This window comes from Angelakisella massiliensis, from assembly GCF_900104675.1.
Taxonomy (GTDB): domain Bacteria; phylum Bacillota; class Clostridia; order Oscillospirales; family Ruminococcaceae; genus Angelakisella; species Angelakisella massiliensis.
In genome coordinates, this window is record NZ_LT629945.1 from 1,368,687 (window position 1) to 1,382,583 (window position 13,897).

17 protein-coding genes are annotated in these 13,897 nt (G+C 53.8%); 10 read left to right on the plus strand and 7 right to left on the minus strand.

Annotated elements, in window-relative coordinates:
• Positions 1-7: 7 nt before the first annotated feature.
• The 4 genes from BQ5383_RS20785 (at position 8) to BQ5383_RS11895 (ending at position 2,008) form a co-directional block, all read left to right on the plus strand.
• Entirely contained in the window at positions 8-214 is a 207-nt protein-coding gene (locus BQ5383_RS20785) for a hypothetical protein (protein ID WP_139193415.1), read from the plus strand.
• 269 nt (positions 215-483) lie between these two features.
• Entirely contained in the window at positions 484-714 is a 231-nt protein-coding gene (locus BQ5383_RS11885) for a helix-turn-helix transcriptional regulator (protein WP_071432256.1), read from the plus strand.
• Positions 701-1,159, plus strand: a complete 459-nt coding sequence (locus BQ5383_RS11890; RefSeq protein WP_139193416.1) for a hypothetical protein — start codon at positions 701-703, stop codon at positions 1,157-1,159. The genes BQ5383_RS11885 and BQ5383_RS11890 overlap by 14 nt, the downstream gene beginning before the upstream one ends.
• Before the next feature lie 12 nt (positions 1,160-1,171).
• Positions 1,172-2,008, plus strand: a complete 837-nt coding sequence (locus BQ5383_RS11895; protein ID WP_071432260.1) for an EcsC family protein — start codon at positions 1,172-1,174, stop codon at positions 2,006-2,008.
• A 403-nt stretch (positions 2,009-2,411) separates the two neighbouring features.
• Here BQ5383_RS11895 and BQ5383_RS11900 read toward each other — a convergent pair whose 3' ends face one another.
• Together BQ5383_RS11900 and pyrB are read right to left on the minus strand one after the other, a co-directional pair.
• Entirely contained in the window at positions 2,412-2,831 is a 420-nt protein-coding gene (locus tag BQ5383_RS11900; protein WP_071432262.1) for an aspartate carbamoyltransferase regulatory subunit, read from the minus strand.
• A gap of 1 nt (position 2,832) precedes the next feature.
• Positions 2,833-3,744: an aspartate carbamoyltransferase gene (gene pyrB, locus BQ5383_RS11905; RefSeq protein WP_071432265.1), complete on the minus strand. Its 912-nt coding sequence runs from the start codon at positions 3,742-3,744 to the stop codon at positions 2,833-2,835.
• 291 nt (positions 3,745-4,035) lie between these two features.
• On the opposite strand from pyrB, the gene BQ5383_RS11910 reads away from it, so the two are divergent.
• A complete protein-coding gene (locus BQ5383_RS11910; protein WP_235821977.1) occupies positions 4,036-4,614 on the plus strand; it encodes an FUSC family protein in 579 nt (192 codons plus the stop codon).
• Positions 4,615-4,887: 273 nt separating this feature from the next.
• On the opposite strand, the gene BQ5383_RS11915 is transcribed toward BQ5383_RS11910, so the two are convergent.
• From BQ5383_RS11915 to BQ5383_RS11925, 3 genes are all read right to left on the minus strand, one after another.
• Positions 4,888-5,472 (minus strand): indolepyruvate oxidoreductase subunit beta, encoded by a 585-nt coding sequence (locus tag BQ5383_RS11915; protein ID WP_071432269.1) that lies wholly within the window; start codon positions 5,470-5,472, stop codon positions 4,888-4,890.
• Between the two features lies 1 nt (position 5,473).
• Complete coding sequence (gene iorA, locus BQ5383_RS11920) at positions 5,474-7,210, minus strand: indolepyruvate ferredoxin oxidoreductase subunit alpha (RefSeq protein WP_071432271.1); 1,737 nt, start codon at positions 7,208-7,210, stop codon at positions 5,474-5,476.
• Positions 7,211-7,452: 242 nt separating this feature from the next.
• Positions 7,453-7,980, minus strand: coding sequence for a manganese efflux pump (locus BQ5383_RS11925; RefSeq protein ID WP_071435052.1), 528 nt, complete (start codon positions 7,978-7,980; stop codon positions 7,453-7,455).
• A 323-nt stretch (positions 7,981-8,303) separates the two neighbouring features.
• On the opposite strand from BQ5383_RS11925, the gene BQ5383_RS11930 reads away from it, so the two are divergent.
• From BQ5383_RS11930 to BQ5383_RS11950, 5 genes are all read left to right on the plus strand, one after another.
• Entirely contained in the window at positions 8,304-9,170 is an 867-nt protein-coding gene (locus BQ5383_RS11930) for a DUF5685 family protein (RefSeq protein ID WP_071432273.1), read from the plus strand.
• Positions 9,171-9,259: 89 nt separating this feature from the next.
• A complete protein-coding gene (locus tag BQ5383_RS11935) occupies positions 9,260-9,904 on the plus strand; it encodes a J domain-containing protein (protein ID WP_071435054.1) in 645 nt (214 codons plus the stop codon).
• 56 nt (positions 9,905-9,960) lie between these two features.
• On the plus strand, positions 9,961-10,512 hold the full coding sequence (locus BQ5383_RS11940; RefSeq protein WP_071432275.1) for a hypothetical protein: 552 nt from the start codon (positions 9,961-9,963) through the stop codon (positions 10,510-10,512).
• Between the two features lie 180 nt (positions 10,513-10,692).
• On the plus strand, positions 10,693-11,310 hold the full coding sequence (locus BQ5383_RS11945) for a GntR family transcriptional regulator (protein WP_071432277.1): 618 nt from the start codon (positions 10,693-10,695) through the stop codon (positions 11,308-11,310).
• 118 nt (positions 11,311-11,428) lie between these two features.
• Positions 11,429-12,337, plus strand: coding sequence for a prohibitin family protein (locus BQ5383_RS11950; protein WP_071432279.1), 909 nt, complete (start codon positions 11,429-11,431; stop codon positions 12,335-12,337).
• Positions 12,338-12,719: 382 nt separating this feature from the next.
• Here the strand turns inward: BQ5383_RS11950 and BQ5383_RS11955 are convergent, their stop codons facing one another.
• Both BQ5383_RS11955 and BQ5383_RS11960 read right to left on the minus strand, forming a co-directional pair.
• Positions 12,720-13,055: a branched-chain amino acid transporter permease gene (locus BQ5383_RS11955; protein ID WP_071435056.1), complete on the minus strand. Its 336-nt coding sequence runs from the start codon at positions 13,053-13,055 to the stop codon at positions 12,720-12,722.
• Positions 13,046-13,753 (minus strand): AzlC family ABC transporter permease, encoded by a 708-nt coding sequence (locus BQ5383_RS11960; RefSeq protein ID WP_071432281.1) that lies wholly within the window; start codon positions 13,751-13,753, stop codon positions 13,046-13,048. Before BQ5383_RS11960 ends, BQ5383_RS11955 begins: the two co-directional genes overlap by 10 nt.
• Positions 13,754-13,897 lie beyond the last annotated feature (144 nt).

A 13,897-nucleotide genomic window follows, 5' to 3' on the forward strand; every position in this document is an offset into this window, starting at 1 on the left:
ATGGGCAGTGATGCGTTTTGAGAAAAGAGCGCATCATAACGGAATAAAAAGTGGGGCATGGTTTTCTTTTATGGAAAGCCGTGCCTCGCTTTTTATTTGGCACAATGAGCTTCTCGGCTTTGGGGAAGGAAGCAGCAAGCTTTGGATTCAAGGACCGGGCGAAGGGGAAAAGGAATCAATACAGCTTTGCCAGAAAGTTTTTTGGCATCAGTAAATCTGCTTTTACCAGTCAGAAGGCAAGGAAAGAGGCTGCGGAAAACTCAGAGCTGCAAGAAACTTGCTGGTACAAGCCCCTGCAATTTTTCCCCCAGACTTTCACTCTGCATTTGGCCCAGTTTAACCTTTTCTTGTCTGTTCTGCCGGATTGAAAGGGAGAAATTTCTCCACCTCAGGCAGTTTCATAACCTTGACGGAAGAAAAATCCAATGATAAAATGAAGTTAGCTTCACAGGAAGTAAACTTCACTTTCCGGGAGGAGAGCCGATGAAAACAAAGGTCCGCCAATTCCGTATCGCCAGCGGTATGACCCAGCAGCAGCTGGCTCAGCTGGTCCATGTTTCCGCCCGCACCATCATTTCCATTGAGGGAGAGCGGTACAGTCCCTCCCTGATGCTGGCCTACCGGATGGCGGAGGTGTTCGGCACCACGGTGGAGGAGCTTTGCTGCCTGCGGGAAAACCGTGAGAAGGAGGATGAGCAGCTTGAGAATGTTTGATGGAGTTTCATATGTCCAGCGGGTCCGGTGGCGGATTCGGGGCCTTTGGCTGGTGGTATTGGGAATGCTTATATACATGGTTGTGGTGGGAGAGACCGGCGGCGGTGATTCCCGCACCATGACTCAGCTGGCCCAAACTGTCAGCCGTCTGATCTTTTTCGGTGGACTGATTTATATTCTGGTGCAGATTCACCGGTACAAAAAGCTGCTGTCCAGCCCTGCCCTGCTGCGGGGACAGCGGATGCTGGAGCAGGATGAACGGAGGATGTGGCTCCATGACAAGAGCGGCGGAATCGTTGTGGACCTGCTGCTGGTGGTGCTGCTGTTTTCTACCCTCACCGCCGCGCTGTATCATCAGGTCCTGTTCTTTTTCTCCCTGTTTTTGCTGCTGCTGACGGTGATTCTCAAAGGAGCCGTCTGGCTGGTTTGTGACAGGATGGGGTAAAGGAGGATGAGGATGAAGAAGGATTGGCTTCTCCAGCGGGAGCTGAACCGGATGCAGCGAAAGGAGAATAAAAAGCTGCTCCGTGAGGCGGACCGCACTCAGCCGGGGCCGGTGGAACGTCTGGGAAAAAAGGTGGAACAGCATCTTCCCTCTCAGGGGGTGGCGGCAGCGGAAGCGGCCTTTCAAAAAGGTTTTGGAATGCTTTTTGAACAGGGGCTTCCTTTGGTGGAAAAGACTGCCGGGGGAGAAAAACGGCGTCTTTGGGGCCGGGAAAACGCACGCCAGCTGGAGCAAGAGCCTTCCTTATCCCGGTTAAAGGAAATGGATCGTCAGGCCAGAGGAGCAATGACACAGAATCAAGCCGTCACGCTGGCGGAAGGGGGAGGACTGGGGCTGCTGGGTGTGGGAATCCCCGATATCCCTCTGTTTTTGGGGATGATGCTGCGTACCTTGTGTCAAATCGGGGCCAGTTATGGCTTTGACTTCCAGTCTCCCGGAGAGCGGCTGTATCTGCTTTCCCTGATTCGTCTGTCTGTGTCCAAAGGCAAAGAGCGGCTGACGGCTGCTCAGGAGACGGATCGTTTGGCTCATTGGCTGGATGGGGAGGGAGCTCCGCCGCAGGAAGCGGAACAGGAGAGTATCGCCCGTACCTCCCATTTGCTGGCTGGGCAGATCACTTCTCTAAAGCTGCTGCAAGGTGTTCCGGTAGTAGGAGTGCTGGGCGGGGCGGCCAATTTGAATATTCTTACCGCTCTGGGAGAAACTGCCCGTCTCAAATATCGTCAGCGGAGACTGCGGCTGCTCCAGAATGGGAAAGGAGCGGCAGAGGGTGCTTCGTCTTGTCCCTAAACTTTTTGGTGGAAAGTGATTTCGGTTTATAACCCTCCGAAAACCATTATGGGAAGATGCCATCCCGGTGGCAAAAGAAAAATGGAACCCAACTTTGGGGGAAAAATGAAACGGCCCTTCGGCAGTTATGCCGAAGGGCCGTACAGGTTGTCCAGAAACCCATTAGTTGAGAAGAAATTCAATTTAAAATCATAAAACGCAGGACATGTGCCTGCGTTTTATACTACGACCCGCGCCCACGGGGGCGCGAAACCGGGGGTATCGCCGCTGGTTTCGTCAGGAACCTGCGGCGTATCCAGGGGGTATTGGATACCCCCTGGAAGCGTGTCGAATTTTTTCGACACGCATAGCGGCCCTTCGGCAGTCATGCCGAAGGGCCGCTTTTCATATTGCCTGATACTTTTTATTGGGGCTGATACTCCTGCTCGCAGTAGATGCAGCGGTACACGCCCTTTTCAGTGAGGGCGAAAACATGGTCCAGCTCCTGCTCCACGCTGGTGATGCAGCGGGGATTTTTGCATTTGACCACGTTGACCACCCGGGCGGGAAGGGTCAGCTTTTTCTTTTCCACAATTTTGCCGCCGTCGATGATGTTGACGGTGATGTTGGGGTCAATGAAGCCCAGCACATCCAGATCGATGTCAATGCGGTCCTCGATCTTGATGATGTCCTTCCGCTCGCTCTTCTTGCTGCGGGCGTTCTTGATGATGGCCACGCTGCAATCCAGCTTGTCCAGCTCCAGCACCCGATAGATTTCCATGCTCTTTCCCGCTTTGATATGGTCGATGACCACGCCTCTTTCCAGGCTGTCGATATTCAGCATCTTACTCCACCTCCAGCATTTTCATGATCAGAGCCATCCGGACAAATCTGCCGCACCGTGCCTGTTTGAAGTAGCAGGCGCGGGGGTCCTTGTCCACCTCCACGCTGATTTCATTAACACGGGGGAGGGGATGGAGGACGATCATATCCTTCTTGGCCAGCTCCATTTTCTCTGTATCCAGAATGTAGCTGTCACGCAGGCGGATATAATCCTCTTCGTTAAAGAAGCGCTCCCGCTGTACACGGGTCATATACAGGATATCCATCTCCCCGATGGCATCCTCCAGGCGCTCCACTTCCTGGAAGTCGAAGCCGCCGGCGGTCAGATCATCCCGGATGTAGTCGGGAATCTGCAATTCCTTGGGGCTGACCAGGATAAAGCGGATGCCTTCATAGCGCATCATGGCGCGGATGAGGGAGTGGACGGTGCGGCCAAATTTCAGGTCGCCGCAGAAGCCGATGGTCAGGTTATCCAGATGACCCTTGAGCCGGCGGATGGTCAGCAGGTCGGTGAGGGTCTGGGTGGGATGCTGATGGCCGCCGTCGCCGGCATTGATCAAAGGGCACTCCACATTGGCGGCAGCCACAGCAGCGGCGCCTTCCTTGGGATGACGCATGGCGATAATGTCCGCATAGCACTCCACAGTGCGGACGGTATCCGCCACGCTTTCACCTTTGGATGCAGAGGAGGAACTGGCCGAAGAAAAACCCAACACCTTTCCGCCGAGACTGAGCATCGCTGATTCGAAGCTGAGGCGGGTACGAGTGCTGGGTTCAAAAAATAGTGTCGCCAAAATTTTGCCGTCACATTTGTGGGCATAGGCTGTGGGGTTCTCCATAATACGATCAGCGAGAGACAAAATCTCGTCGATTTCCTGCGTCGTCAGGTCCAACGGACTGATGAGTTTTTTCACGATGGAACGTCCTCCTCTTGGTCAAATTTTTTATATTCTACTACACCTTTCGAGCAAAAGCAAGCTCTTTTTATCAGGAGAGGAAAATGAACGCGCAATATTGGACAGTTGGACAATTTTAAGCTGCTGAGAAGTTCTACCTTTGATGGAGGGCATGAAGAAGAGATGTTGAAAGGCACTGGAAATCATTGTATAATAGCCAGCAGGCGTCTGTGATACCAGCCGGTTTGTACCCGCGCTTAAAATGATTTTGTTTGAGGTGCCTGCCCTATAAAGAAAGCGGGCCCATGGATGGAGGAAAAGAATATGGCCGAGCCCACCAATACCAGTCTGCTGCCGCATATAGGGCTGAGGAATCTGAAAACCGCCATAGCGGCATCCTTATGCGCGCTGATTTATGAGCTGATCGACCGCAACCCCACCTTTGCCTGTATCGGGGCGATTTTCGGCATGGGCGCCGACATGGAAAATTCCAAGCTCCATGGCGGAAACCGCCTGTTCGGCACTGTGATTGGCGGCTTTCTGGGAATGATCCTGTTCCGCTTCTATCTGATTTTTTATCCTGATGGAGGCAATCATCCTGCGCTGATGATCTTTTTGTTTATTGGTGTGATTATCCTGATCCTCCTCAGTCAGTATTTTTGGGTGGGAGCGGTGCAGCCGGGCGGAGTGGTACTGTGCATCATCCTCTTTAATACCCCTACCGATACCTATATCAGTTATGCTCTCAACCGGATGCTGGATACAGGGGTGGGCGTGGTGATGGCGCTGGCGATCAATTGGCTTTTCCCCCGGGAATGTCTGGTTCGGTGGCGTACCGCGTTTAAAAATAAAATGAAAAGGGGAGACAGCGAGCAACAAACCGCATAAATAGGATCTCCCCACGGTCGCTGAAAAAACAAAGAACGGGAAAAGATTTCTTCCAAAGGGAAAAGTGACGAGCGGTATTGAGAAGCATTCCAGGAAAGATTTGGGACGATCTGCAAAAGCACCTTGATCAGGTTATGAAAAAAGCAGTGGCAGTGTTTTTTCCCCAAAGCAGACAGCAGAAGGATACGTTAAAAACGGCAGAAGGTACAGGAAACCTTCTGCCGTTTTTGATGATTTTTATTCTATCTGTTTGAGAGAAACAGCCCTTTCCCGTCAGACGTTGTACAGCTCCCGTCCCAGCTGGAAAGCTTTCAGATTCATTTCCAGGAACTGAGGCTTGACGCACTGTTTAAGCGCCTCTTTCCAGGCGTCCTCGGGAAGGTCCATCATTTTAGAGAGCAGCCCCAGCAATACCACATTCACCGCTTTGCTGCTGCCTGCCTTTTCGGCGGGGGTGAGGGCGTCCACAATATAGGCATGGGAGCAAACCGCCCGAAGGTTCTTTTCCAGGTCGGCGGGATACTGGGTGGCGCCGGTAATGACCGGCATGGGCATGATCTGCTGTGTGCTGGTGATCAGTACACCGTCCTTTTTCAGATATCCGCTCCACCGGGCTGCTTCGCACAGCTCAAAGGAGAGCAGTACATCCGCCTCGCCGGTCTGGATCACAGGGGAGCAAACTCTCTGACCATAGCGAACATAGGTGACCACCGAGCCGCCCCGCTGGGACATTCCGTGCACCTCAGAAACCTTGACGTCATATCCGGCGTTCATCAGCAGCCGTCCAAGGGTTTTACTGGCCAGCAGGCTTCCCTGTCCGCCCACGCCGACGATCATGATGCTTTTGGTGTTTGTCATCTTATTCAGCCTCCTTGATGGCGGATTTGGGGCAGAGGCCTACACACAGGCCGCAGCCGACGCAGAGGGTATCATCAATATGGGCTTTGCCGCCTTCCATGGTAATGGCGGGACAGCCGATCTGGAAGCACTTGCGGCAGGCGATGCACTGCTGAGGCTCCACATGGACGGGAGGCTTTGCCTTGACGCCCTTGAGCAGCGCGCAGGGACGGCGGGCGATAATAACAGAAGGCTCCTCAGCGGCAGTTTCAGCACGGACGGAAGCTTCCAGCGCTTTGAGATCGGCGGGGTCCACCACCACGACCCGGGACACGCCCAGAGCGCGGCACACCGCTTCCAGAGAAATCTGGTAGGCAGGCTGGTTGTGGATGTCGTATCCGGTGGTGGGATTCTGCTGATGGCCGGTCATACCGGTGATGGAGTTGTCCAGAATAATGACGGTGGAAACGCCGTGGTTATAGGTGATATCCGCCAGGCCGGTCATACCGCTGTGCATGAAGGTGGAGTCTCCGATGACCGCTACCGCTTTTTTGGCGGCTTCAGGCCCCCGGGCCTTGGTAAAGCCGTGGAGACCGGAGATGGAAGCGCCCATGCAGAGGGTGGTATCCATGGCCAGCAGGGGAGGAGTGGCGCCCAGTGTATAGCAGCCAATGTCCCCGAATACAGTCAGGCCCAGCTTATGTAAGGTGTAAAAGACACCCCGGTGAGGACATCCGGGGCACAGCACGGGGGGACGCACCGGCACCGCTTCAGGATAGGCACAGCCCTCCAGAGGCGGCTGCCCCAGCAGCTTTTCCCGGATGATCTTCTGGGAAATTTCACCGATATAGCCGAAAATAGACTTGCCCTCAACAGGGATGCCCAGAGAGGCACAATGGTTTTCGATGATGGGGTCCAGCTCCTCCACCACCACCACCCGGTCCACGGTGGCGGCAAAATCCCGGATCAGCTGTTCCGGCAGAGGATTGAGCAGACCAAGCTTCAGCACAGGAGCGTCGGGCATGGCTTCCCGGACATACTGATAGCAGATGCCGGCGGTGATGATGCCAATGCGCCGGTCGCTGCCTTCTTCCACCCGGTTGAGGGGTGTGGTTTCGGCAAACTGCCGCAGCTTCAGGGTGCGCTCCTCCACAAAAACGTGACGGCCCTGGGCGTTGGCGGGCATCATCACATATTTCTTGGCGTTTTTCTCATAATCCCGCACCGGCAGCTCCTGACGGGGGCCTACCTCCACCAGACTCTGGGAGTGGGATACCCGGGTGGACAGGCGGTAAAGCACCGGTGTGTCGAATTCTTCGGAGATGGCATAGGCGGCCTTGATATAGTCGGAACACTCCTGACTGTCGGAAGGCTCCACCATGGGCACTTTGGCGGCCTGAGCATAATGGCGGGAATCCTGCTCGTTCTGAGAGGAATGCATTCCCTGATCGTCGGCCACTGCCACGATCATTCCGCCGCCAACGCCGGTGTAAGCGGTGGTGAACAGGGGGTCCGCCGCCACGTTGAGGCCCACATGCTTCATGGCGCAGAAGCTGCGCGCGCCGCCGATGGCCGCGCCGATGGCTACCTCATAAGCCACCTTTTCATTGGGGGCCCACTCGGAATAAATTTCAGGGTATCCGCTGATATACTCGGTGATCTCAGTGCTGGGGGTACCGGGATAGCTGGAGACCACATGACAGCCCGCTTCGTAAAGACCTCGGGCAGCCGCCTGGTTGCCTAACATCAGTTCTTTCATTTCGTCACGTTCCTTGCTCTTTGGTGTTGTGCCCGGCAGACAGCGACAGCCGCTGCTTTTTCAGCTTGCTGGTTTAAAGGAGTAAAATGCAGCGGCCAAAAAGATCATGGGTGCCGCCGGAGGTCCCATGATGGCAGAAAGGAGCTGCCGCTTTATCTGTATTTTATTTATGATACAACAAAATCCGCCCCGGCACAAGTGATAAATTTCACCAATACAGGGCGGATGGAGAAAAAACTGGTTTATCCAAAGGTATGTTCCACAAAAATTTTCAGTCCGATGGCAATGAGGATCAGTCCGCCGAAAATCTGTGCCCTGGATTCCAATACTCTGCCGAAGCGTTTGCCCAGGCTGACCCCAAAGAGAGAACAGGTGAAGGTGACAACGGCAATAAAGGAAGCTGCCGGAACAATGTCTACACGAAGGGCGGCCAGGCTGATGCCAACAGCCAGAGCGTCGATGCTGGTGGCTACAGCCTGAAGCAGCAGGCTGCGCACCGTAAAGACCCCGCCCACGGGACATTCATCGCCGCCAGCCGCTTCCTTCCGGGCCTCCCAGATCATTTTGCCTCCCAGATATCCCAGCAGGATCAGAGCAATCAGATGGTCTACCGATTCGATCATGGAAATAAAGGTGGTTCCGGCAATAAAGCCCAATACCGGCATCAGGCCCTGAAAGCCGCCGAAGGCAAGAGCAGTGCAGAAGGCTTGGCGGGAAGTGTAATTCCTGTAGCAGATACCGTTGCTGACCGAAACAGCGAAGGCATCCATGGACAGGCCGACGGCCAGGATGAACAGTGTGGCGAGATTCAAAGAGAACCAGCTCCTTTTGATAGTCGGAATAAATGTTTTCTATCACAACTGGAATGAAAGTTTAACTTTTTTATTATATCGGTATGAGGACATCTTGTAAAGAAATATTTGGCGGGAAGTGTCATAAACGGTGTTTTTCTCCAGAGGTGTATGCAGTTTATGGCATTTTACAGTTTATTAATGCTTTTTGCAATTTTCTGGTGTAAGATAAGGATGTACTTGGAGGCGGACAAAAAGAGCCTGAAGCAGGCGGGCCGCCCGGGAAAACGGGGGAAACGTCATTGTTTGGTTATATCAGGGCCTTTAAGCCGGAGCTGAAGGTAAGGGAGTTTGAAAGCTACAAGTCGGTCTACTGCGGGCTTTGCCGGGAGCTGGGACGGCAGTATGGGCCCCTTGCCCGGCTGACCCTCAGCTACGACTTTACTTTTCTGGCTATGCTGGCGTTGTCGCTGTCCCAAGAGGAGCCCCGGACCACAGTGGAGCGCTGTCCGGTCAATCCTCTCAAACGCGTCCCCTGTTCGGTGGGAACGGAGGAAGCGGTTTTTTGCTGTGATATGGCTGCCCTGATGCTGTGGCACAAGCTGAGGGATGATGCCGCTGACGATGGCCCCATCCGACGGCTGGGAGCCAGGCTGGGGTTGCTGCTGGCCGCTCCTGCCAGAAAAAAAGCACAGCAGCGTCAGCCACATCTGGCGTCCCTTTTTCAGCGGCAGATGGACCGGCAGGCGGCGTTGGAGCGGGAAGGCTGCGCCGACGTGGATCAGGCCTGCGACCCTACCGCCACAGTTTTGGCGGAGGTATTTGCTTCGCTGTCATCCCAGGAACGGGAAAAGCGGGTGTTATGGCGGCTGGGCTATCTTTTGGGCCGCTATGTATATATGGTGGATGCTTTGGATGATCTGGATCAGGATCAGAAGCGGGGAAGCTACAATCCCTTTCTGCGGCGGGGAGATCCGCCGGAGGAGCTTCGCTCCAGAGCGAAAGGTTCACTGTATTTGACCATTGGCGAGATGGGAACGGCCTGGCAGCTGTTGGAACCCAGGCGCTTTGGCCCTATATTGGAAAATATTCTCCTTCTGGGGCTGAAAAACACAGTGGACTGGGTGGCCCTTCCTTCAAAGGACCGGCCGAAACAACGATATTGGTAAGTTTTTCTTTTTGAGGGACTATCCATTCATCAGAAAATTTGCTATACTTTGCAAAGGGAAATTCATGTAGATTGGAGTTTTTGCCCATTATGACCGATCCGTATAAAGTATTGGGAATCTCTCCCTCCGCCACTGACGAGCAGGTAAAGGATGCCTATCGCCAGCTGGCCCGGAAATATCATCCGGATAATTATGTGAACAATCCGTTGGCGGATTTGGCTACGGAAAAAATGAAGGAGATCAATGAAGCCTATGACGAGATCCAGCGGCAGCGGCGTTCCGGCAGGGGACAAACCGCTGCGGGAGCTTCGGCAGGGGCTTATGGGTCGTCTTATGGGTCTTACAACTCCTACAACGGTTATGCCGGACAAGGAGGCCAAAGCGCTTCCCAGTTCTCCGATATCCGGGTCATGATCAACAGCGGACGGCTGGTGGAGGCGGAGGAGCTGCTGGACGGCGTACCGGAATACCGCCGGGATGCAGAATGGTTTTTCCTCAAGGGCAGCGTTGCTGCCAGCAAGGGATGGATGGATGCGGCGCTTCAGTATTTCAGCACCGCTTGTCAGAAAAACCCTTCCAATCAGGAGTACCGGGCTGCCCTCAACCGGCTGATGTATCAGCGGCAGACGGCTTATAATCAGAGTGTGCAGATGACCAGTATGTCCTGCTGCGACCTGTGCGCGGGAATGTACTGCGCCAGCTGCTGCTGTGATTGTTTGGGTCACGGCTGCTGATCAGATCCCCGTTTTTCGGGAGGATTACGCCTTGGGGCGAAAAAAGGAGAGGCGTTATGTCAAGGTCCTCGGGAAAGAGCACCCAGGTAGCGTTGGGCGGACTGGCTGCGGCGCTGAGCCTGCTGCTGATGTTTTTGACAGGGATGATCCCCTTTGGTGATTATGCGCTGCCCGCCTTTGCGGGAGTGGTGCTGCTGGCAAACGTGGTGGAGAACGGACGGAAAACTGCTCTGATGGTTTATGTGGCGGTATCTCTGCTGGCGCTGTTTGTGGTGCCCAGCAAGGAGGCCGCGCTGTTGTTTGTGTTCTTTTTTGGCTATTATCCCATTCTTCAGACCCTGCTGGATAAGATCTCCGTAAAAATTTTGCGGATGGCGCTCAAGCTGGTGATCTTTAATACAGCGGTCATTGCCGCTTACTGGATCATTATCAATCTGATGGGTGTGGCGGACATTTTGGACGAATTTGGTCCCTTCGGCCAATATTCGGCGTTGGCGCTGCTGGTGTTTGGAAATATATTCTTTGTGGTATATGATAACATGGTAGCCAATTTGTACGCGGCTTATATTCATTGGTTCCGGCCCCGCTTTTTGCGCAGAGCGGGCTGAACCGATAAAAAATCATGGCGTTTGCTTCCCGGGTCCGGCCTGAATATACCTGTGGCCGGATGTGGGGAAGATTTGAATGGCGGTAGTTCCAGCGACCATGGGCCACCGTCTTGTTTTCTTGCAGTGCAGGTGTGTGTTTCCCAGATGGTGCCGTATGAACGGCAAGGAGGTTAAAACAGTATGAAACAATCTGCCATGCCGCCCGTTTATTCTCAGGTGGCTTATGACATTGCCGCAAAAATCGCGTCGGGAGAGATCCGGGAGGAGGAGCGTTTTACCGGACGTTCTCTGATGGGTTCTCAGTATGGCGTTTCAGCGGAGACTATTCGCCGTGCCATGCGGCTGCTGTGTGATATGGGCATCATCGCCATCCGGCAGAACGTGGGATCGGTGGTCATATCCCGGCAGCGGGCGGCGGAGTATGTAGAACAGTATCAGACCCATCGGGATCTGCGGGCCATGAAGGCACAGCTGCGTCAGCTTCTGCGGCAGCGGGAGGAGCTGGATGGACAGATCTATGAAACCATCAACCAGATCACCGATTTGGGAGAGCGGTTTCAGCGGAGCGACCGGCTGCGGAACTATGAGTTTCCCCTGAAAAAGGATTCGGCAGTGGTGGGAAAAAGTATTGGCCAGCTGGAGTTTCGCCAAAAAACAGGAGCTACCATTGTGGCGGTGCGCCGTGGAGAGGAGATACTGCTTTCTCCCGGTCCGCAGCTGGTGCTTCAGGAGAATGATGTGTTGGTGGTGGCCTGCGATATTACCCGTATCGGCAGGGTGGGAGAACTCATCGGCTGATAAAAAATTTGAATAAAGCCGTACATTGGCGCAAACGGTCCCTTTCTATATTTGACTGAGCGAACAGAGGAAAAAACAAGACAGGTTGTGTGCAGAAAAAGCTTTGGGAGGAGACAAAATGGCCTTCGATCCGAAACAGAACTTTACCGGCAATCCCTTTGGCGCTGCGGACATGAAGCGTGCCGGCAGCGGGAAAAAAGTGGGAAAAATCCTTTTGATCGCAGTAGTGGTGCTGTTTGCGGCAACCATCGCTTTGGGCGCCTTCACCACAGTGGATGAAGGTCATGTAGGCGTTCGGTATCAGTTCGGACGCATCGTGGAGGACGATATTCCTCCGGGACTGGTGTTCAAAATCCCCTACGTTCAGCAGATCGTCAAGGTGGATGTTCGGGAACAGACCTATGAGCTGATTACCAATGCCTACACCAAGGATACGCAAACGGTGGAAAACCTGATTATCAAGCTCAATTATTCTTATGACGAAAGCGCCTTGTCCGATATCATCCGCAATGTAGGCATTCAGAATGTGGAATCCAAGCTGATCATTCCCCAGCTCCAGTCGGTGGTGAAAAATGAGATTGGTCAGTACCGGGCGGAGGAGCTGATCCAGAACCGGGCAAAGGTCCAAAGCACCATTGAGGAAAAAATGTCTGAAAGCTTGTCTCAGGGCGGCATTCTGGTCAACAACCTGGCCATTGAGGACATCGACTTTGAGGATGGTTTTGAGGAGGCGGTCCGGGCCAAAGTGGTGGCGGAACAGGAAGCGCTGAAGATGCAGAACAAAACCAAAGAAAAAGAGGAGATGGCCCGTCAGACGGTCATAGAGGCGGAGGCGGAAGCGGAGAGCCAGAAAATCCAGGCAGACGCTCAGGCTTACGCGATTCGTACCGTTCAGCAGGAGCTTCAGAACAGTCCCGAATACATAGAACTGGAAAAGGTGAAAAAATGGGACGGCAAGCTGCCCCAGGCGATGGGGGACAGCATCAACCCCTTTATCAACTTCGATCAGCTCACCGGCCAGGAGTAAGGACATATTGCTGGCTTTTATAAGAAAACCAAAAATGCGTGCAGGTGGAAAGATTCCATCTGCACGCATTTTGTTATCCATGGAAACCACCGGCTCTGCCGGTGGAGGCATCCCGTAAAAAAGCTTCAGCTTCAAGTATCGAGCGAAGCGGGCTATGAGGAGCAAATTGCCGCACATGAAAAACTTCCGTGGAACGGAGACGGCCCGTTTACGGGCTGCAGGGCAAGGGGTGCAAGGGAAGTAACGTTCAGTGCGTCTGAAAACGTATGCCGGTAATATGCCCTTTTAGGGCTGGTGCACACCACCAGTTCAACTGGTGGTTTTGATTTTTCAGCAGGCAGCAACTCCCTTGGTCAAAAGAGAAACCGTCGCTGTCAACTTGTCAAACGAACACCGTTTGAATCAGCAGCATATAGACCACGGTTCCGCCGCCAATGCTCAGCAGCGTGTTTTTCTTCCACAAATGGAGAAGCAGAATCACGCCAACCGCTGCGGCTTCCGGCAGGCCGTAGGGAGAAGCGGTGATGGACACTCCTTTGAAGCAGTAAACCACCAGCAGCCCGATGACCGCATAGGGCAGAACCTTTCCCAGATAGAGAATATAAGCGGGAGTGGGCCGTCCGTCTGGAAAAAGCAGAAAAGGGAGAAACCGGGTGATGGCGGAGCCCAGGGCCACCATCACAATCAGCAGCATCATCTGTGTGGAGGTCAACATGATTCTCCCCCCTCTCCTTCCAGGTGTTTTCGCATCAGTGTCAGTACCGCCAGGATAACGATCATGGCGGGGATAATAAAGTTGTCCGGTCCGAACACCATCAGGCACAGGATGGAACAGCCCACCCCGACGAGAGCCGGGATTCGGTTGCGCCGCTGTTCCCACTGCCCCAGAAAAATCACCACAAACAGGGCGGTGAGGACAAAATCCAGCCCGTTTGTATTGAAGGTGACCAGGGAGCCGATCACACAGCCTGCCAGTGTGGCCGCGGACCAGTACAGATAATCCAGCAGTGTGACAAAGAAGAAAAACCACTGCCGGTCCACACCCTCAGGAGGCTGAGCGGAACACAGGATAGAAAAGGTCTCATCACACAAGCCGAAGATGAGGAAGGGTTTTATTTTTCCGGTGCCCCGGTAACGTCTCAGCATGGAGATGCCGTAAAAAAGATGGCGGGCGTTGACCATCAGGGAGAGGGCCAGCGCAGCCAGAGGATCGAAGGCGGAAGTCAAGAGGGTGACAGCGGCATACTGCATACTGCCGCAGAAGGCCAGCAGGCTCATCAGCACCGCCCAGGGAAACCCATACCCCTTGGCAGTCATAAGGATGCCATAGGCCATCCCCAGAAAAGAAAAGCCGGTGAGCACCGGAATGGTGTGAGGAAAGGCGGCCTTTAAAGCGTCAAGGCGGGAAGAAGACATGGAAAGGACCTCATTTCACTTGGAATATCTTTGGTGAGCGGCGGACAATGGTGCTTCACAGACAAAAAGTAAGACAGCTGTTTTGAGCCTGGGGAAAGGATGAAAGGACAAAAAACAGTTCATTCTTTCATTTTCCATGCCCAT